Annotated in this window: 18 protein-coding genes; 8 read left to right on the top strand and 10 right to left on the bottom strand. The window is 69.8% G+C overall.

Translation table 11 applies throughout. From position 1 onward, the window contains the following. The first annotated feature begins 19 nt into the window (after window positions 1-19). From ACFT4A_RS29805 to ACFT4A_RS29795, 3 genes are all read left to right on the top strand, one after another. On the top strand, window positions 20-280 hold the full coding sequence (locus ACFT4A_RS29805) for a UBP-type zinc finger domain-containing protein (RefSeq protein WP_107455506.1): 261 nt from the start codon (window positions 20-22) through the stop codon (window positions 278-280). A gap of 261 nt (window positions 281-541) precedes the next feature. Beyond that, window positions 542-955 (top strand): hypothetical protein, encoded by a 414-nt coding sequence (locus tag ACFT4A_RS29800; protein WP_003992877.1) that lies wholly within the window; start codon window positions 542-544, stop codon window positions 953-955. A 17-nt stretch (window positions 956-972) separates the two neighbouring features. Continuing rightward, window positions 973-2091, top strand: a complete 1119-nt coding sequence (locus tag ACFT4A_RS29795; RefSeq protein WP_382835927.1) for an RNA polymerase sigma factor SigF — start codon at window positions 973-975, stop codon at window positions 2089-2091. Between the two features lie 3 nt (window positions 2092-2094). Here the strand turns inward: ACFT4A_RS29795 and ACFT4A_RS29790 are convergent, their stop codons facing one another. After that, entirely contained in the window at window positions 2095-2544 is a 450-nt protein-coding gene (locus ACFT4A_RS29790) for a hypothetical protein (protein ID WP_382835924.1), read from the bottom strand. A 116-nt stretch (window positions 2545-2660) separates the two neighbouring features. Between ACFT4A_RS29790 and ACFT4A_RS29785 the strand changes: the two genes are divergently transcribed. Both ACFT4A_RS29785 and ACFT4A_RS29780 read left to right on the top strand, forming a co-directional pair. Beyond that, on the top strand, window positions 2661-3629 hold the full coding sequence (locus ACFT4A_RS29785; protein WP_382835921.1) for a diacylglycerol/lipid kinase family protein: 969 nt from the start codon (window positions 2661-2663) through the stop codon (window positions 3627-3629). 322 nt (window positions 3630-3951) lie between these two features. Further along, a complete protein-coding gene (locus tag ACFT4A_RS29780; protein WP_016639615.1) occupies window positions 3952-4209 on the top strand; it encodes a WhiB family transcriptional regulator in 258 nt (85 codons plus the stop codon). A gap of 193 nt (window positions 4210-4402) precedes the next feature. Here ACFT4A_RS29780 and ACFT4A_RS29775 read toward each other — a convergent pair whose 3' ends face one another. Together ACFT4A_RS29775 and ACFT4A_RS29770 are read right to left on the bottom strand one after the other, a co-directional pair. Beyond that, window positions 4403-5869 carry a sensor histidine kinase gene (locus tag ACFT4A_RS29775; RefSeq protein WP_382836010.1) on the bottom strand — a complete coding sequence of 489 codons (1467 nt, stop codon included), beginning with the start codon at window positions 5867-5869 and terminating at the stop codon, window positions 4403-4405. Between the two features lie 378 nt (window positions 5870-6247). Next, the gene (locus ACFT4A_RS29770; RefSeq protein ID WP_382835919.1) at window positions 6248-6994 is read right to left on the bottom strand and encodes a TetR/AcrR family transcriptional regulator; all 747 of its coding nucleotides are present in this window, start codon (window positions 6992-6994) and stop codon (window positions 6248-6250) included. A 98-nt stretch (window positions 6995-7092) separates the two neighbouring features. Here ACFT4A_RS29770 and ACFT4A_RS29765 point away from each other — a divergent pair, with 98 nt between their 5' ends. Next, on the top strand, window positions 7093-7845 hold the full coding sequence (locus ACFT4A_RS29765) for an SDR family oxidoreductase (protein WP_382835916.1): 753 nt from the start codon (window positions 7093-7095) through the stop codon (window positions 7843-7845). 72 nt (window positions 7846-7917) lie between these two features. On the opposite strand, the gene ACFT4A_RS29760 is transcribed toward ACFT4A_RS29765, so the two are convergent. Further along, complete coding sequence (locus ACFT4A_RS29760) at window positions 7918-8991, bottom strand: SIS domain-containing protein (protein ID WP_382835913.1); 1074 nt, start codon at window positions 8989-8991, stop codon at window positions 7918-7920. Window positions 8992-9237: 246 nt separating this feature from the next. Between ACFT4A_RS29760 and nagB the strand changes: the two genes are divergently transcribed. Continuing rightward, window positions 9238-10023 (top strand): glucosamine-6-phosphate deaminase, encoded by a 786-nt coding sequence (gene nagB, locus ACFT4A_RS29755; protein ID WP_382835911.1) that lies wholly within the window; start codon window positions 9238-9240, stop codon window positions 10021-10023. 75 nt (window positions 10024-10098) lie between these two features. On the opposite strand, the gene ACFT4A_RS29750 is transcribed toward nagB, so the two are convergent. From ACFT4A_RS29750 to ACFT4A_RS29725, 6 genes are all read right to left on the bottom strand, one after another. Beyond that, window positions 10099-10650, bottom strand: a complete 552-nt coding sequence (locus ACFT4A_RS29750) for a hypothetical protein (RefSeq protein ID WP_382835909.1) — start codon at window positions 10648-10650, stop codon at window positions 10099-10101. Beyond that, entirely contained in the window at window positions 10647-10895 is a 249-nt protein-coding gene (locus ACFT4A_RS29745) for a helix-turn-helix transcriptional regulator (protein ID WP_184590604.1), read from the bottom strand. The genes ACFT4A_RS29750 and ACFT4A_RS29745 overlap by 4 nt, the downstream gene beginning before the upstream one ends. Window positions 10896-10925: 30 nt before the next feature. Next, window positions 10926-12473: a glycoside hydrolase family 3 protein gene (locus ACFT4A_RS29740; RefSeq protein WP_382835906.1), complete on the bottom strand. Its 1548-nt coding sequence runs from the start codon at window positions 12471-12473 to the stop codon at window positions 10926-10928. A 9-nt stretch (window positions 12474-12482) separates the two neighbouring features. Then, on the bottom strand, window positions 12483-13325 hold the full coding sequence (locus ACFT4A_RS29735) for a carbohydrate ABC transporter permease (RefSeq protein WP_382835903.1): 843 nt from the start codon (window positions 13323-13325) through the stop codon (window positions 12483-12485). Continuing rightward, complete coding sequence (locus ACFT4A_RS29730) at window positions 13322-14308, bottom strand: carbohydrate ABC transporter permease (protein WP_382835901.1); 987 nt, start codon at window positions 14306-14308, stop codon at window positions 13322-13324. Before ACFT4A_RS29730 ends, ACFT4A_RS29735 begins: the two co-directional genes overlap by 4 nt. Window positions 14309-14381: 73 nt before the next feature. Further along, window positions 14382-15662: an extracellular solute-binding protein gene (locus ACFT4A_RS29725; protein ID WP_382835899.1), complete on the bottom strand. Its 1281-nt coding sequence runs from the start codon at window positions 15660-15662 to the stop codon at window positions 14382-14384. Window positions 15663-15929: 267 nt separating this feature from the next. Here ACFT4A_RS29725 and ACFT4A_RS29720 point away from each other — a divergent pair, with 267 nt between their 5' ends. Then, entirely contained in the window at window positions 15930-16694 is a 765-nt protein-coding gene (locus ACFT4A_RS29720) for a GntR family transcriptional regulator (protein WP_184590614.1), read from the top strand. Window positions 16695-16722: the final 28 nt, after the last annotated feature.

The following is a 16722-nucleotide window of genomic DNA, read 5'->3' as shown; positions in this document are numbered from 1 at the left end:
CCGTCGTAACCTGGCAATCATGAAACAGTGCACGCACGCCGACGCGCTGCCGCACCCCGAACCCGGCCCGCTCAGCGAGACGTGTCCGGAGTGCTTGGCGGAGGGCATGGATCCGGTACAACTTCGGCTGTGCCTCAGCTGCGGTCACGTCGGCTGCTGCGACTCCTCGCCGGGGCGACACGCGGCGGGGCACCACAAGGAGTCCGGCCATCCCGTGATGCGGACGCACGAGCCCGGGGAGACCTGGCGCTGGTGCTTCGTCGACCATGTCCTGGTGTGACTCCGGAAGACCCCGGCGGCGGACGGTTCGACCGTCTGACGTCTGGGTACGTCAACCCGGCGCGCGCTCTTCCCATTTGGGCCCGCCCAACCCCTAGACACGGAGCGTATCCACAGGTTTACTGTGAGTGACGACATGGGGTTGGGGTCCCGGGGACAGGACCGTCGAGAGCGCGATAGCGTCACCGCTGAACCACGTATCGCGTTACCCCGGGGGGGCGACCCTCGGCCCTGAAACGCTTGTACCACCATGGAGGTGAGGGTGTCCCAGATCGCAGGCGAGCCCGCGACCCAGGACTTCGTGGAAGTCCGGCTGCCGGCCGCGGGTGCCTACCTGTCGGTGCTGCGTACGGCCACGGCCGGTCTCGCGGCCCGTTTGGACTTCACCCTCGACGAGATCGAGGACCTGCGCATCGCGGTGGACGAGGCCTGCGCGATCCTGCTTCAGCAGGCCGTGCCCGGCTCGGTGCTCAGCTGTGTGTTCCGCCTCGTCGACGACTCACTCGAGGTCACTGTCTCGGCTCCGACCACGGATGGCCATGCCCCCTCGCGGGACACCTTCGCCTGGACCGTCCTGTCCGCCCTCGCGGGCAAGGTCTCCTCTGCCGTGGACAAGGACAAAACCGTTTCGATCAGCCTCTACAAACAGCGCGGCGCGGGACCCGGGCCGGCGTGAGGAGCGAGGACGGGCCGGTGCGGGACGAAGAGCGCAGCACACGAGAGCTGCCGGCCGAGGGCACGGGCACGAGCGGTCCGAGCGGGGCCCGGCGCATGGCGGACGGCATCGACGGCATCCCCGAGCAGGCCCGCCCGCACCCGGAGGACGACTCCACGGGGGCCGTCCTCCCGGGCGGCGGGCGGCTGGACCAAGGCGGTGCCGTGCGGAGCGCGCCTCCGGGCGGGGGGATCACCGCATCCCCTGTCCCAGGGGGTCCTCCCACTCACGCGAAGCCGAGAGTGGCGGAGGAGGCGAGGGCTCGGGGAAGGGCGACGGGCGGGACGATGAGCGAGCACGAGCGAGACTCCGAGCATCAGGCGCCGCGCGCGCACCACGGCTCCCCGGACCGCAGCGGGGCGCGCGAGATGTTCCTCAAACTGCGCACCCTGGGGGACGGCAGTCCGGAGTACGCGGAACTGCGCAATCAGCTGGTCCGTATGCACCTGCCGCTCGTCGAGCATCTCGCGCGCCGCTTCCGCAACCGCGGTGAGCCGCTGGACGACCTCACCCAGGTCGCCACGATCGGACTGATCAAGTCGGTCGACCGCTTCGACCCGGATCGCGGCGTGGAGTTCTCCACGTACGCGACCCCGACGGTCGTCGGCGAGATCAAGCGGCACTTCCGCGACAAGGGCTGGGCGGTGCGCGTCCCGCGCCGGCTGCAGGAGCTGCGCCTGGCGCTGACCACGGCCACGGCCGAGCTCTCGCAGCTGCACGGCCGCTCCCCCACGGTCCACGAGCTCGCCGAGAAGCTGGCGATCTCGGAGGAGGAGGTCCTGGAGGGCCTGGAGTCCGCCAACGCGTACTCCACGCTGTCCCTGGACGTCCCCGACACCGACGACGAGTCCCCGGCGGTCGCGGACACCCTCGGCGCGGAGGACGAGGCGCTGGAGGGCGTGGAGTACCGGGAGTCCCTCAAGCCGCTGCTGGAGGATCTCCCGCCGCGGGAGAAGCGGATCCTGCTGCTGCGGTTCTTCGGCAACATGACCCAGTCGCAGATCGCGCAGGAGGTCGGCATCTCCCAGATGCACGTCTCGCGGCTGCTGGCGCGCACGCTCGCGCAGCTGCGGGAGAAGCTCCTCGTCGAGGAGTGACGGCTACTTCTCCACGTTGCCGGGATTGCCGGGCCCGCGGATCCCGAGGGCCCGGGTCGTCTCGGGGTTCACGAGCAGGACGAGCGCCGTGACGGCCACGACCGCGAGGGCGATCCCGGCCGGAATGGCCATGCTGTCGGCCTGCAGCAGGTTGTAGGCCACCGGCAGCGCCAGGAGCTGGGTGATGACGGCAGGGCCGCGGCTCCAGCTGCGACGGCCGAGCAGCCCGCGTGCGGCGAGCAGCGGCAGCAGCGCGAGCACGACGAGCGTGATGCCTCCGGTCACCGCCTGCTGCCGGTCGTCCGGATGCCCCGTGAGGCCGAGGACGAGGATCCACACGCCGCCGACGACCAGCGCGAGCCCCTCCAGCGCGGCCAGCAGCGCGGCGTACGTCAGACGCCGGGGGCGGGGGCCGGTGGTTTCCTCGGTGGTGGGGGTCTGCTCACTGCTCACCCCTGCAGAGTAGCCCTCGTCGTACGCGCCTCCCGTAGCGAGGTTCACCCCTGCTCTCTTACCTGATCCCTACCTCGGTCTGGGCCCGGTACCCCCCAGTAGGTACGCTGCCAGTCATGCGTGCACTTCTCGTGGTCAATCCGGCGGCAACCACCACCAGTGCGCGCACGCGCGACGTACTGATCCACGCGCTCGCCAGCGAGATGAAGCTGGAGGCGGTCACCACCGAGTACCGCGGCCACGCGCGCGACCTGGGCCGGCAGGCGGCGGACAGCGAGGACATAGACCTGGTGGTCGCCCTCGGCGGCGACGGCACGGTCAACGAAGTGGTCAACGGCCTTCTGCACGCCGGCCCCGCCCCGGGGCGCCTCCCCGGCCTCGCCGTGGTCCCGGGCGGCTCCACCAACGTCTTCGCCCGCGCTCTCGGCCTGCCCAATGACGCCGTGGAGGCCACCGGCGCGCTGCTGGACGCCCTGCGCGACGGCAGCGAACGCACCGTCGGTCTGGGCCTGGCCTCGGGTACGCCCGGCACGGAGGACGAGACGGTGCCGGCCCGCTGGTTCACCTTCAACGCGGGGCTCGGCTTCGACGCCGGTGTGGTCGGCCGGGTGGAACAGCACCGCGAGCGCGGCCGGAAATCCACACATGCTCTTTACGTACGCCAGGTCGTGCGCCAGCTCCTCGGTGAGACCAACCGCCGGCACGGCATGATCACACTGGAGCGGGCCGGCGAGGATCCGATCACCGATCTGGTGCTGTCCATAGTCTCGAACACTTCGCCGTGGACGTTTCTGGGGAATCGCCCGATCTACGCGGCACCTAAGGCCTCGTTCGATACCGGCCTCGATCTCTTCGGTCTCAGCCGTCTGTCCACGGCGGCTGTTGCCCGGTATGGGACCCAGTTGCTCACTTCGTCCCCTGAGCGTGGACCCCATGGAAAACACGCCACTTCCCTGCACGACTTGACCGAGTTCACCTTGCATTCCAAGGTGCCGCTCCCCCTCCAGATGGACGGTGACCACCTGGGCCTGCGAACGAGCGTGACGTTCACAGGCGTACGCCGTGCACTGCGTGTGATTGTGTGAGCAGAACTGGCTAAAGTCCTTTCACTCGAACGTTTAGGCCAGGATCCACCCCATGGAAGTACGGCTGTGACCTAGTCGACACCGAAGAATCAAAAAAAACTTTCCAGAAGGGGTTGTATCCGCCGCTGAGGTTTGCGAGTCTCTACGTGGCGATCGGGACGGCCCGCAAGACCGGCCTCCACTGATCACCAGAATCCCTCTTCAACTCACAGGACCCACGCCAGGGAACCTGGCTGTCGGCCCTTCACTTGTTGAGGGATTCGTGAAAGCGTTCACATTCACAAGCAAGCCCTGCACGTAATACCAAGGAGAGGTAGCAGCCATGGACTGGCGTCACAACGCCGTTTGCCGCGAGGAAGACCCCGAGCTCTTCTTCCCCATCGGCAACACCGGTCCTGCGCTGCTGCAGATCGAGGAAGCCAAGGCCGTCTGCCGTCGCTGCCCGGTGATGGAGCAGTGTCTGCAGTGGGCGCTCGAGTCCGGCCAGGACTCCGGCGTCTGGGGTGGTCTCAGCGAGGACGAGCGCCGTGCCATGAAGCGCCGCGCCGCCCGCAATCGGGCTCGTCAGGCCTCCGCCTGACAACCCACCCCTGCTGACAGCCTGAGCTTGGCGGCGCGTACAGCGAGTACGCATCTCCCGCCCCCGAGCCGCAGCGCGCAGTTCCCCCGATGCGCTTAGCAAAGCAGCAACGAGCTTTGAGCCCCGGGCCACCAAGTGGCCCGGGGCTCAATGCTGTTCAGGGGGCCTTCGACTGAGGACCGTCGGCCGTTTCCTACTTCTGTGACGGCACCGGGATGTCGAGGATCACACGGGTGCCGCGCTCCGGTGCCGGGACCATGTCGAAGGTGCCGCCCAACTCGCCCTCCACCAGGGTCCGTACGATCTGCAGGCCGAGGTTGCCCGCGGTGTGCGGATCGAAGCCCTCCGGCAGGCCGACGCCGTCGTCCTGGACGGTGACCAGCAGTCGGGCCTCCTTGGTGGTGCCGCCGCGGACCGCCGACACCTCGACCGTGCCGGTGTCGCCCTCACGGAAGCCGTGCTCCAGGGCGTTCTGCAGAACCTCGGTCAGCACCATCGACAGCGGCGTGGCGACCTCGGCGTCGAGAATGCCGAAGCGGCCGGTGCGCCGGCCCGTGACCTTGCCCGGGGAGATTTCCGCGACCATGGCCAGGACACGGTCGGCGATGTCGTCGAACTCGACACGCTCGTCCAGGTTCTGAGAGAGCGTCTCGTGCACGATCGCAATCGAGCCGACACGTCGCACCGCTTCTTCGAGGGCCTCGCGGCCACGGTCGGACTCGATGCGCCGGGCCTGGAGACGGAGCAGGGCCGCCACCGTCTGGAGGTTGTTCTTGACCCGGTGGTGGATCTCCCGGATCGTCGCGTCCTTGGTGATCAACTCGCGTTCGCGGCGGCGGAGTTCGGTGACGTCGCGGAGCAGGACCAGCGAGCCGATGCGGGTGCCCTTGGGGCTGAGGGGGATCGCGCGGAACTGGATGACGCCGTCGGTGGCCTCGATCTCGAACTCGCGCGGCGCCCAGCCGCTGGCGACCTTGGCGAGCGCCTCGTCCACCGGGCCGCGGGTCGGGGCGAGTTCGGCGGTGGTCCTGCCCAGGTGCTGGCCGACGAGGTCGGAGGCGAGGCCGAGACGGTGGTAGGCGGAGAGGGCGTTCGGTGAGGCGTACTGGACGATGGCGTCGGCGTCGAGCCGGATCAGACCGTCGCCCACGCGGGGCAGGGCGTCCATGTCGAGCTGCTGGTTCGCGAACGGGAAGGAGCCGGCCGCGATCATCTGTGCGAGGTCGGAGGCGCTCTGCAGGTAGGTGAGCTCCAGGCGGCTCGGCGTACGCACGGTGAGGAGGTTGGTGTTGCGCGCGATGACACCGAGAACGCGTCCCTCCCGCCGCACGGGGATCGACTCGACCCGGACGGGGACCTCTTCGCGCCACTCGGGGTCGCCCTCGCGCACGATGCGGCCCTCGTCGAGGGCGGCGTCCAGCATGGGCCGGCGGCCTCGCGGGACGAGGTGGCCCACCATGTCGTCCTGGTACGAGGTCGGGCCGGTGTTGGGGCGCATCTGGGCGACCGAGACGTACCGGGTGCCGTCGCTGGTGGGGACCCACAGGACCAGGTCGGCGAAGGAGAGGTCGGAGAGCAACTGCCACTCCGAGACCAGCAGGTGCAGCCACTCGAGATCGGTGTCGTCGAGGGCGGTGTGCTGGCGTACGAGTTCGTTCATGGAGGGCACGTGTGCGAGCGTACCCGGGGGTTTGTACGGCTCTGAAATGTTCGGATCCCGTACGGGCCCGGAAACACCCGCGGGCCGCGGCGCCTGAGAGGGACCCTCAACCCTCCCGGCACCGCAGCCCGGAGCAACATCGGCCGTGGGGTGTGCGGTCCCGGTCGGCCGAAGGATGAGGACCCGGGGCAGTCAGGGCAGAGAGCCTCGGTTCCTCGGTCCGTCCTCCTGTGCGGGGAAGACGGAGGCTTGTCAGCGCTTCGCAGGCGCCCTCGTACGCATTGTGGACTAGACCACTAGGGGGTGTCCATGCGTTGGAGGCTGTTCGTTGTTGTTCTGTCTCCCGCGAATCGGACGTCCTGACGTCCACCACGCAGCCTAACCCGTGTGGGTTCCTGTGCGGGGCCAGATGGTCATGGCAATTTTCGCGACCGCCTCCAGTTCCTCCCGGCTCGCCCCGTCCCGCGCCTGTTGTGACATGCCCTGGACCATCACGCCGACATGACGAGCCAGGGCGGCGGCGTCGGTGTCCGGGGGCAGGACGCCGGCGGCGACATCGGCCCTGATGCGGCTCTCGAAAGCGGCGATGTTGGCGTTGCGGCGATCCCGCAGCGACTGCTCGACCTCGGCGTCCGAGCAGTTCATGGCGGCGTGGACGACGAGGCAGCCGTGCGGGTGGCCGGGTTCCGTGTACGCGGTGGCGGCCTCGCGCAGCGTGCGCTCGACGGCGGCCCGGGCGGTGGGTTCCTCGGCGAGGGCGCGGTCGGTGAACGAGCCGTGCCCCGTGCCGTATACGCGGACGACCTCCTCGAAGAGGGAGCGCTTGTCGCCGAAGGCCGCGTAGAGGCTGGGGGCGCCGATGTCCATGACGCGGGTGAGATCGGAGACGGACGTCGCCTCGTAGCCGTGCTCCCAGAAGGCCAGGAGGGCCTTCTCCAGCACGGTCTCGCGATCGAAGGAGCGGGGGCGGCCGCGAGGTCTGCCCTTGGCCTTGCCGTCTCCGGGACCTTTGGTCCCGCTCCCGCCGGAGTCCTTGGCCCTGCTCTCTCCGGCGTTCTCCACTCTCCGTGCATCCACGGTTCCGCGGCTCGCGGCCCTCGCGGTCCCGTCGTCGTCGTTCACCATGGGGTGCATTTTATAGCGGGCACTAGAGAAATGTCGGCGGGCTGCTGTACGGTCATTTCTGTAGCGACCACTAGGAAATTGCGAAGGGGGGCGCCGCCATGGGCGTGCTCACGGGCAGGACGGCACTCGTCACCGGGGCGAGCAGGGGTATCGGGCGTGGCATCGCCGAGCGGCTGGGGCGCGACGGCGCGCGGGTCGGGGTGCACTACGGCAGGAGCGAGACGGCGGCGAAGGAGACGGCCGCGGCGATCGAGGCGGCGGGCGGCTCGGCGTTCACGGTGGGCGTGGAGCTCGGAGTACCGGGCGACGCCGAAGCACTGTGGGAGGAGTTCGACCGGCACGCCGACGGGCTCGACATCCTGGTGAACAACGCGGGGATCGGGAAGACCCGGCCGATCGGGGAACTGGACGAGCGGGAGTACGACCAGGTCTTCGCGGTCAATGTGAAGGCGCCGTTCTTCATCCTCAAGCACGGCATGACGCGACTGCGGGACGGCGGCCGGGTCGTCAACATCTCGTCGGGCCTGGCCCGGACGGCGGCGATGCCGGACAACATGGCGTACGCGATGACGAAGGGCGCCCTGGACATCCTCTCGCGGGACCTGTCCAAGGTGCTGGGCCCTCGGGGCATCACGGTGAACTCGGTGGCGCCGGGGCTCATCGACACGGACAACACGGCCGAGCTGCTCCACGGCAGCGCCGACGGCTGGGCGAGGGCCGCGGCGATATCGGCCCTGGGCGGAGTGGGCGAGCCCGCCGAAGTCGCCGACGTGGTGGCCTTCCTGGTCTCGAACGAGGGCCGGTGGGTGACGGGGAGCTGGGTGGATGTGACGGGAGGTTCGCTCACCTAGAAGAGGCGCTGGCTCACGCGACGGCGATCAGGCCTGAGGTCACTCCCCCTGCACCCGTGAATCGCCCTTGGTTCAGCGCGTCTCCGTCACCTTCGCCAGGGCGCGCGGCGCGTCCGGGTCCTGACCGCGGGCGATGGTGACCTCGTAGGCGAGGAGTTGGAGGGGGATGATCTCCAGGACGGGCTGGACCTCTTCGGCCACACCGTCCGTCGGCAGGACGAAGCCGGCCGTCGCCTGCTCGACCTGATGCCTGGGGCCGATGACGACCAGGTCGGCGCCGCGGCCGCGCAGCCGGTCGAGGACGGGCTGGAGCGCTTCGCCGCCCTTGCCGTCGGTGACCACGGCGATGACCGGGGAGACGTTGTCGACCATGGCGAGCGGTCCGTGCAGCAGATCGGCGCCGGAGTAGGAGAGGGCGGGGATGTAGCTGGTCTCCATCAGCTTGAGGGCGGCCTCCTTGGCCGTGGGGTAGCCGTAGCCGCGCGAGGTGATCACCATGCGCTCGGCGAAGCGGTAGCGGGCGGCGAGGGTGCGCACCTCGTCCTGCCGGGCGAGCAGTTGCCCGGCGAGATCCGGCAGTACCTGCGCGGGCGCGCCGTCGCCGCCGCGCAGGCCCTCGACGAACAGGTAGAGCGCGAGGAGGGAGGCGGTGTAGGTCTTGGTCGCGGGGAGCGCCTTCTCCGGTCCGGCCATGATGTCGATGTGGTACTCGGAGACATCGGCGAGCGGTGAGTCGGGGTTGTTGGTGACGGCCAGGGTGATCGCGCCGGCCTCGCGGGCCGCCCGGGTCGAGGCGACCAGGTCCGGGGAGCCGCCGGACTGGCTGACGGTGACCACGAGGACGTCCGTGAGGTCGGGTCGGGCGCCGTAGGCCGTGGTGGTGGACATCGAGGTGAGTCCGCAGGGCAGGCCGAGGCGGATCTCCAGAAGGTACTTGGCGTAGAGGGCGGCGTTGTCGGACGTGCCGCGGGCGGTCAGCAGGACGAAGCGGGGTGCGCGGGCGGCGATCCGCCTGGCCACGTCCCGGACGGCGGGGGCGCCGTCGGCCAGGATCCGGCGCAGGACGGCGGGCTGCTCCGCCATCTCCCGGGCCATGGTCCGGCCCGGGAGTTCGCTGAGGGGGTCCGGTGTGGCGGCGGCGGTCATGGCGGGGTCCTTCCGTGGCACGGGTGACTGCAGCTCCCATTCCACTCCCCCGGGCCGGAGAACGCCCGCGCGGGACCGGCACTGTTCACCCGGTGGAGGCCTGGTCGGCACAGTCGTGCCGCCCGCTCGGGAGCGAGGGCGTACACCCTGGGAGCGGCGGCCCCGCTCTGTTAGATTGGTCTAAACCACATGCCCCTCGGGGGTCCAGTCCCAGTCGAGCATTCCTCTCAGATCGGCAGGCCCAGCGTGGAAGTTGTCATCGTTCCGGACGCCAAGGCGGGCGGCGAGCTCATCGCCGAGGCCATGGCCCAGCTGCTCCGGCGCAAGCCCGAGGCGCTGCTCGGCGTGGCCACGGGCTCGACGCCGCTGCCCGTGTACGAGGCGCTGGCGGCCAAGGCGCGCTCCGGTGCCGTGGACGTCACGGGGGCACGGATCGCGCAGCTCGACGAGTATGTGGGACTGCCCGCCGACCATCCGGAGTCGTACCGCTCGGTGCTGCGGCGTGAGGTGCTGGAGCCGCTCGGGATCGGGATGGGCCGGTTCACGGGACCGGACGGTGCGGCCGAGGACGTGCAGGACGCGTGCGAGGCGTACGACAAGGCGCTGTCGGACGCCGGGGGTGTGGACCTTCAGCTGCTCGGGATAGGGACCGACGGGCACATAGGGTTCAACGAGCCGTGCTCGTCGCTGGCGTCGCGGACCCGGATCAAGACGCTGACCCAGCAGACCCGGATCGACAACGCGCGGTTCTTCGACGGCGACATCGACCAGGTGCCGCATCACGTGATCACGCAGGGCATCGGCACCATCCTGGAGGCCCGGCACCTGGTGCTGCTCGCCACCGGCGAGGGCAAGGCGGACGCGGTCGCGGCGACGGTGGAGGGGCCGGTCGCCGCGGTGTGCCCCGCGTCCGCGCTCCAGCTCCACCCGCACGCGACCGTCGTCGTCGACGAGGCCGCCGCGTCGAAGCTGAAGCTCGCGGACTACTTCCGGCACACGTACGTCAACAAGCCGGAGTGGCAGGGGATCTAGGGCCTGCCCTCCCGAGTCCCAGTCGCTCGCGTCCCTGCCGCTGGAGCCCCGGTCGCCGGGACCCTGCCGTTCGGGTCACGCCGCAGTCGCGGGGGCCCCGGCCTCCAGTACGTCGTCCTCGGCCGGCTCGTCCTGGGCGCGCAGGCCGGCCACCCAGAGCGGCATCAGCCGGTGGACGACGAGGACGGCGATGAGCAGGGGCGCGGCGTAGGCCTTCGGGGCGTCGCCGGCGACGCCGCCCGTGATCAGCAAGGAAACCGCCACCGCTGCCAGGAGCAGGGTCGTCATGCGGTGGGCGCGGGCCAGGACGCGGCTGCGTTCCGCCGACTGCCTCTCGTCCAGGACGTGTTCGCGCAGCTCCAGCAGGCCCCTGGTTGCACCGTTGATGACGCCGGTCGCGACCATCCAGGGGAGCAGCAGTACGGCCATCACGGCGACGGGCCACAGCGGCTCGCCCTCGGTGAGGAAGAAGTGGGTCATCAGTCCGCCGATGGCCACGGTGAGGGTGATGTGCGCCGCGACGGCCAGACGCCGGCGTGCCGCCGTGGCGTACCAGGCCTGGCCCCGGCGGTCGTTCATCAGCCGCAGCATGCTCCGGTCGTAGCGGGTCAGGTGTGTCGTCGTCATGGCTGGTTCCTCCCGTAGACCTCGTCCGTGAGCGGGCGGAACGGTTCGAGGGAGAACACGGCCTCGACCGGCAGGCCGAAGAACTTCGAGATCTTCAGCGCCAGGTCGAGGCTCGGGTTGTACTGCCCCCGCTCGATGTAGCCGATGGTCTGGTAGTGGGCTCCCACTGCCTCGGCCAGGCTCTGGCGCGACACCTTCCGTTCGGCACGCACCATGGCCAACCTGTTGTGCACCTGCTCGCTCATGTATAAGAAGTACTACATCTGGATGGAGCCTTACAACCCCGAGATCCCGGCGAGCCCGGTGATCACCTCGGCTGCCGCCCGGCCGCAGACGCGGGCCGCGCCATGGGTGGCGATGTGCAGGGCGCCGCGCGGGGCGGCCTGGGGGACGCCCATCTCGACCACGACGGTGTCGGGGCGGGCCGCCAGCAGGGTGTCGAGGGCGGAGGCCATCCAGGGGTGGCGGTGTTCGTCGCGGACGACGGCGACGATGCGGCGCGGACCGGCCGCCTCGAGGGCCGCCCGTCCGGCGCTCGCGCCGCTCTCGTCGTCCTTGCCGGCCTCGGCGGAGTAGCTGCCGGTCACGGTGCCCGGCAGGAGGTGGAGGAGTTCCGCTGCGACGCCCCAGGGGGTCTCGTCGCCGACCGCGATGTTGGCGACGGGGGTGAGGGCGGCGACGTAGGGCGGTTCGGTGAGGGGCTTGAAGCTCTCCGGGCGCTCCAGGCCCGGGGCGACGGTGACCGTGAGGGCGCGGCGGGCGGCCCGCAGGCCGATGTCGTCGCCGTGTGCGTCCTCGGGTGAGCGGGCCGCAGTGCCCGTCCAGCGGGCCAGTGCCCGTACCCGCTCCGCGGCGTCGGCGAGGCGTTCCTCGGGGAGTTCGCCCGTGCGTACCGCCGCGACCAGGGCGTCGCGCAGCCGCAGTACGGTCGCGTCGTCGGCCAGGCCGCCGCCCACGCAGATCGCGTCGGCGCCGGCGGCGACGGCGAGGACGCTGCCGCGTTCGATGCCGTAGGTGCCGGCGATGGCCCGCATCTCCATGCCGTCGGTGACGATGAGGCCGTCGTAGCCGAGTTCGCCGCGCAGCAGGCCGGTCAGGATGCGCCGGGAGAGGGTGGCCGGCTGGTCGGGGTCCAGGGCCGGGACCAGGATGTGGGCGCTCATCACGGCCCGGGTGCCGGCGGCGATGGCGGCGCGGAACGGGGTCAGTTCGCGCTCGGTGAGGACGTCCGCGGGGACGTCGATGCGCGGGAGGGAGTGGTGGGAGTCGACGGCCGTGTCGCCGTGGCCGGGGAAGTGCTTGGTGCAGGCGGCGACTCCGGCGGACTGCAGGCCCGACACATAGGCCGCGGTGTGCCGGGCGGCCAGGTCGGTGTCGGCGCCGAAGGAGCGGACACCGATCACCGGGTTGGACGGGTTGGAGTTCACGTCGGCGGAGGGGGCCCAGTTGAGGTTCACGCCGCAGGAGGCGAGGCGGCGGCCCAGTTCGTGGGCGACGGCTCGCGTCAGCTCGACGTCGTCGACCGCGCCGAGCGCGTGGTTGCCCGGGAAGGAGGAGCCGGACCGCACCTCCAGGCGGGTCACGTCACCGCCTTCCTCGTCGATCGCGACCAGGACGTCGTCGCGCTCGGCCCGCAGCTGCGCGGTGAGTGCGGCCAGTTGGCCGGGCGAGGCGATGTTGCGGCCGAACAGGCCGACGGAGGCGAGGCCCTCGCCGAGCCGGCGCAGCAGCCAGTCGGGGGCGGTGGTGCCGGTGAAGCCGGGCTGGAGAACCGTCAGGGCGTCACGCGTGAGCGTGTCGGCACCGCTGGCGAGTGTCGTCATCGGGTGGGGTCATCCCTTCACGGCGCCCGCGGTCAGGCCCGCGGCCATCTTGCGCTGGACGAGGAGGAAGAGGGCGACGATGGGCACGGCCATCATCGTGGCGCCGGCCATCATCGGGGCGTATTCGGTGCCGTGCTTGGTGGTGAAGTTGCCGAGCCAGACGGTCGCGGTCTGGTTCTTCTGGCTGAGCAGCATCAGGGCGTAGAGGTACTCGTTCCAGGCCTGGATGAAGCCGTAGACCGAGGTGGCGACCATGCCGGGGGCCAGGAGCGGGAAGACGACCCGGAGGAAGGCGCCGGTGCGGGAGCAGCCGTCGACCATGGCCGCCTCCTCCAGTTCCTTCGGGATGTTGACGATGAAGCCGCGCAGCGTCCACACCGTGAACGGCAGGACGAAGGTCAGGTAGGTGATGATGAGGCCGGTCAGCCGGTCGTACTGGCCCAGGTCGTTGAGCAGCAGGAACACCGGGATGATCATGGCGACCAGCGGGACCATCTGGACCGCCAGGATGCCCACGATCACGATCTTCCGGCCGCGGAAGGCGAACCGGGAGATGGCGAGCGCGGCCAGCAGCCCGACGACCATGCCGATGACGACGACCGCCAGCGACACCACCAGGCTGCGGCCCACCGGGCCCCAGAAGTCGGCGATGTCCAGCGCCCGGCCGAAGTTGGCGAAGGTGATGCCGGTGGGCAGCAGGCTCGGGTCCGGGTCGATGGCGTCCTTGGCGGGCTTGAACGCCGTGTTGAGCATCCAGTAGAGCGGGAAGCCGGCGACGACGAAGACCAGGAGGCCGAGGAGGTTCCAGCCGAGCCGCGACCTACGGCGGCCGGCTCCGGCGAGCGTGCTCATTCGACCTCTCCGATCTTCAGCATCTGCCGCATGTAGACGGCGACCACGCCGAGCAGCAGCAGGACGGTGATCAGCGCGATGGCCGAGCCCTGCGCGTAGTCGTTGACCACGAAGGCCCGGTCGTAGGAGTAGGTGTTGAGGACCTGGAACTCCGGCTCGGGGTGGCCGTTGCGCATGACGAACACCTGCGGGAAGACGCCCATGTCCCAGATGACCGACAGGGTCGTGAGCATCACGATGATCGGCTTGAGGACGGGCAGGGTGACGTAGCGGAAGACGCCCCAGGAGCCGGCGCCGTCCAGGCGGGCCGCCTCCTCCAGTTCCTTGGGGACCTGGGTGAGACCGGCGCTGAGCGTGATCACCACGAACGGCACGGCTCCCCACACCACCAGCAGCATGATCACGGCCAGGCCCTGGGGCCCGCTCGCGAACCAGTTGTGGCCGATCATCTCCACGCCGGGCAGCTTGCTGAGCAGCGCGTTGAGGACGCCGTAGTCCGAGTCGAAGAGCCACTTGAAGACCGTGGTCGCCACGATCACCGGCATGCCCCAGCTCGCCACCAGCACGATGTTGATGAGCACCTTCAGCCAGCCGGAGACCCGCTGGAGCAGCAGGGCGAGCGCCATGCCGATCACCATCGTGAAGACGACGGCTCCGGCCGCGAAGACGATGGTGCGCAGGACGACGGCCCAGAACTCGCCGTCGCCCAGCACCTTGGCGAAGTTGTCGAACCCGACCGACTCGGCCGGCTGGAAGCCCCACAGCTGGGACTGCCCGAACTTCTGGAAGGACAGGGTGACCAGCCGGGCCAGCGGATAGCCCATGACCAGGGCGAGGATCAGCAGGCAGGGCGCGAGCAGCAGCCAGGGGGCCGTGGCCCCGCCCGACGGCCGCTTCACCCGTGGCGGATCGTCGGAAGGGGGTGGCGGTACCTGCCGCGATGGCGGCACCTTGGCGGGGGTGGTGGTGTCTGCGGCACTCATCGCGTGCTCCTCGGCGCTCCCTCAGGTCTGGCGACGGCGGGGCTCAGCCCGGTGAGGGAGCCCCGCCCGTAGGTCACTTGGTGTTGATGACCTTGTCGATCGCGGCGTCCGCGTCCTTGGCGGCGGCCTCGACCGACTTCTTGCCGGTGCCGATGCTCTGCAGCATGGTCTGCAGGATCTGCGCCTTCTCGACCTGGCCCCAGCCGGGGGCCATCGGGACGAACCAGTTGGACTCGGCCGCGGTGGCGGGGACCGCCGTCGCCGGGTCGTTCTTCAGCGTCGCGAGGTCGGTCTTGTTGTTGGGCAGATTGCCCTTGGCCATCAGGCCCTTCTGCCCGGAGGAGCCGGTGTAGGCGTTGATCCACTCGGCGGCCAGGGCCTGCGCGTCGGACTTCACCGGCACGGCGAGGTCGGAGCCGCCCAGGAAGACGGGCATGTTCTTGCCGGACGGGCCGGGCATCACGAAGTTCTCGAGGTTGCCCTTGAGCTTGCCGGTCTTGTCGTTCTTCGGGTCCTCGGCGGTCGCGCCCTCCCAGGCGGCGGCGAAGATCATGGAGGACTTGCCCTGGCCGTAGACGATGTAGCGGTCGGACTCGTCCTTGGTCTTGTCGCCGTGCATGTAGGAGTCGACGACCTTCTTGAACTCCGTCAGGCCCTTGAGGGACTCGGGCGAGGAGAGAGAGGCCTTCCACTGGCCGCCCGACTCGGTGGCGATGGCGCCGCCGGCGTCGTAGACGAAGGACATGGCCGCGTACCAGTCGCGGGTCGGCTGGTACCAGGCGTTGTACTTGCCGCCCTCCTTCTTCTGGATCTTGTCCAGGGCGGCGGTCAGTTCCTTGTAGGTCTTCGGGGGCGTCTTCACCCCGACCGAAGCCGCGATGCCCTTGCGCCAGTTGGCGACGCGGCCGCCGGCGTAGTACGGGACGCCGTAGGTCTTGTCCTCGTAGGTGACCGAGGCCTTGAGGCCGTCCAGCCAGGCGTCGGAGTTGTCGAACTTCGCCGGGTCCAGGGGAGCGAAAGCGCCCTTGACCATGTAGCCGAGCATCTCGGTGTTGCCCATCTCGACCACGTCGGGGGCCTTGTCGGTGGCGAGGACGGCGTCGAGCTTGGCGTTCTTGTCGGGCCAGCCGTAGTACTCGTGGTTGATCTTGAGGCCGGGGTGCTTCTTCTGCACCGCGGCGTCGGCGGCCTTCACCAGCTGCGGCCAGTTGTTCTGGGCGTCGACGGTGAGCCAGACGGTCAGCTCCTTGGCGTCCGCGCCGCCCTTGTCCGAACCACCGCCCTCGCCCCCGCACGCCGCGATGGAGACCATCATGCCCGCGATACCGATCGCGGATATCAGCTTGCGCTTCACGCCACCCTCCTCAGCCTGGACCATTGGTGTAGACCAGTAGGGAGGAGCTTGGCCCGGACCAGGGGGCCTGTCAAGAGTCCCGATAAGGCTCTGACCAGCCGTTATGCGACCTACATATGCAGGGTCCTTTAAGTAATAAGCCAGCGAAAAGCCGACTGCACACGCCATACTTCGGGTAGACCACTGGACGTGGTGGACTAGACCAAAAGCGGCGCCGACGGTATACAAGTGGGATCGTGTCGGCGGACCGAGCCGGGAAGGCGGAGCATGAGCACCGACGTCAGCAGTGCGGAGAACGAGAGCGGGGCGCCCGTCCGTACCGCACGCGTGCCCAAGTACTACCGCCTGAAGAAGCACCTGCTCGACATGACGGACACGCAGGCGCCCGGCACGCCGGTCCCGCCCGAGCGCACGCTGGCCGCGGAGTTCGACACCTCGCGCACGACCGTGCGCCAGGCGCTGCAGGAGCTGGTCGTCGAAGGCCGTCTGGAGCGCATCCAGGGCAAGGGCACGTTCGTCGCCAAGCCGAAGGTCTCCCAGGCGCTGCAACTGACCTCGTACACCGAGGACATGCGCGCCCAGGGCCTCGAACCCACCTCGCAGCTGCTGGACATCGGCTACATCACCGCCGACGACCGCCTCGCCGGCCTGCTCGACATCGCGCCCGGCGGACGCGTACTGCGCATCGAGCGGCTGCGCATGGCCAACGGCGAACCGATGGCCATCGAGACCACCCACCTCTCCGCCAAGCGCTTCCCGGCGCTGCGGCGGTCGCTGGTGAAGTACACGTCCCTGTACACCGCGCTCGCCGAGGTCTACGACGTCCATCTCGCGGAGGCCGAGGAGACCATCGAGACCTCGCTGGCCACCCCGCGCGAGGCCGGCCTGCTCGGCACGGACGTCGGCCTGCCGATGCTGATGCTGTCCCGGCACTCGCTGGACCGGGACGGACAGCCGGTGGAGTGGGTGCGGTCGGTGTACCGGGGGGACCGCTACAAGTTCGTGGCCCGGCTGAAGCGGCCCGTCGAGTAGCGCACGCCGCGGACCGCTGGTCGGCCCG

Origin of the sequence: Streptomyces sp. NPDC057099, assembly GCF_042671245.1 — a bacterium.
Taxonomy (GTDB): Bacteria; Actinomycetota; Actinomycetes; order Streptomycetales; family Streptomycetaceae; genus Streptomyces; species Streptomyces purpurascens.
The sequence above is the reverse complement of the archived record's forward strand: the minus strand, read 5'-3'. Positions and strand labels throughout refer to the sequence as shown.

Bases quoted from the DNA above. Each gene is read 5' to 3' on its own strand.
- ACFT4A_RS29805 (WP_107455506.1), top strand. From the start codon at position 20: ATGAAACAGTGCACGCACGCCGACGCGCTGCCGCACCCCGAACCCGGC.
- ACFT4A_RS29785 (WP_382835921.1), top strand. From the start codon at position 2,661: ATGCGTGCACTTCTCGTGGTCAATCCGGCGGCAACCACCACCAGTGCG.
- ACFT4A_RS29780 (WP_016639615.1), top strand. From the start codon at position 3,952: ATGGACTGGCGTCACAACGCCGTTTGCCGCGAGGAAGACCCCGAGCTC.
- ACFT4A_RS29775 (WP_382836010.1), bottom strand. From the start codon at position 5,869: ATGAACGAACTCGTACGCCAGCACACCGCCCTCGACGACACCGATCTC.
- ACFT4A_RS29770 (WP_382835919.1), bottom strand. From the start codon at position 6,994: ATGGTGAACGACGACGACGGGACCGCGAGGGCCGCGAGCCGCGGAACC.
- ACFT4A_RS29765 (WP_382835916.1), top strand. From the start codon at position 7,093: ATGGGCGTGCTCACGGGCAGGACGGCACTCGTCACCGGGGCGAGCAGG.
- ACFT4A_RS29760 (WP_382835913.1), bottom strand. From the start codon at position 8,991: ATGACCGCCGCCGCCACACCGGACCCCCTCAGCGAACTCCCGGGCCGG.
- ACFT4A_RS29750 (WP_382835909.1), bottom strand. From the start codon at position 10,650: ATGACGACGACACACCTGACCCGCTACGACCGGAGCATGCTGCGGCTG.
- ACFT4A_RS29745 (WP_184590604.1), bottom strand. From the start codon at position 10,895: ATGAGCGAGCAGGTGCACAACAGGTTGGCCATGGTGCGTGCCGAACGG.
- ACFT4A_RS29740 (WP_382835906.1), bottom strand. From the start codon at position 12,473: ATGACGACACTCGCCAGCGGTGCCGACACGCTCACGCGTGACGCCCTG.
- ACFT4A_RS29735 (WP_382835903.1), bottom strand. From the start codon at position 13,325: ATGAGCACGCTCGCCGGAGCCGGCCGCCGTAGGTCGCGGCTCGGCTGG.
- ACFT4A_RS29730 (WP_382835901.1), bottom strand. From the start codon at position 14,308: ATGAGTGCCGCAGACACCACCACCCCCGCCAAGGTGCCGCCATCGCGG.
- ACFT4A_RS29720 (WP_184590614.1), top strand. From the start codon at position 15,930: ATGAGCACCGACGTCAGCAGTGCGGAGAACGAGAGCGGGGCGCCCGTC.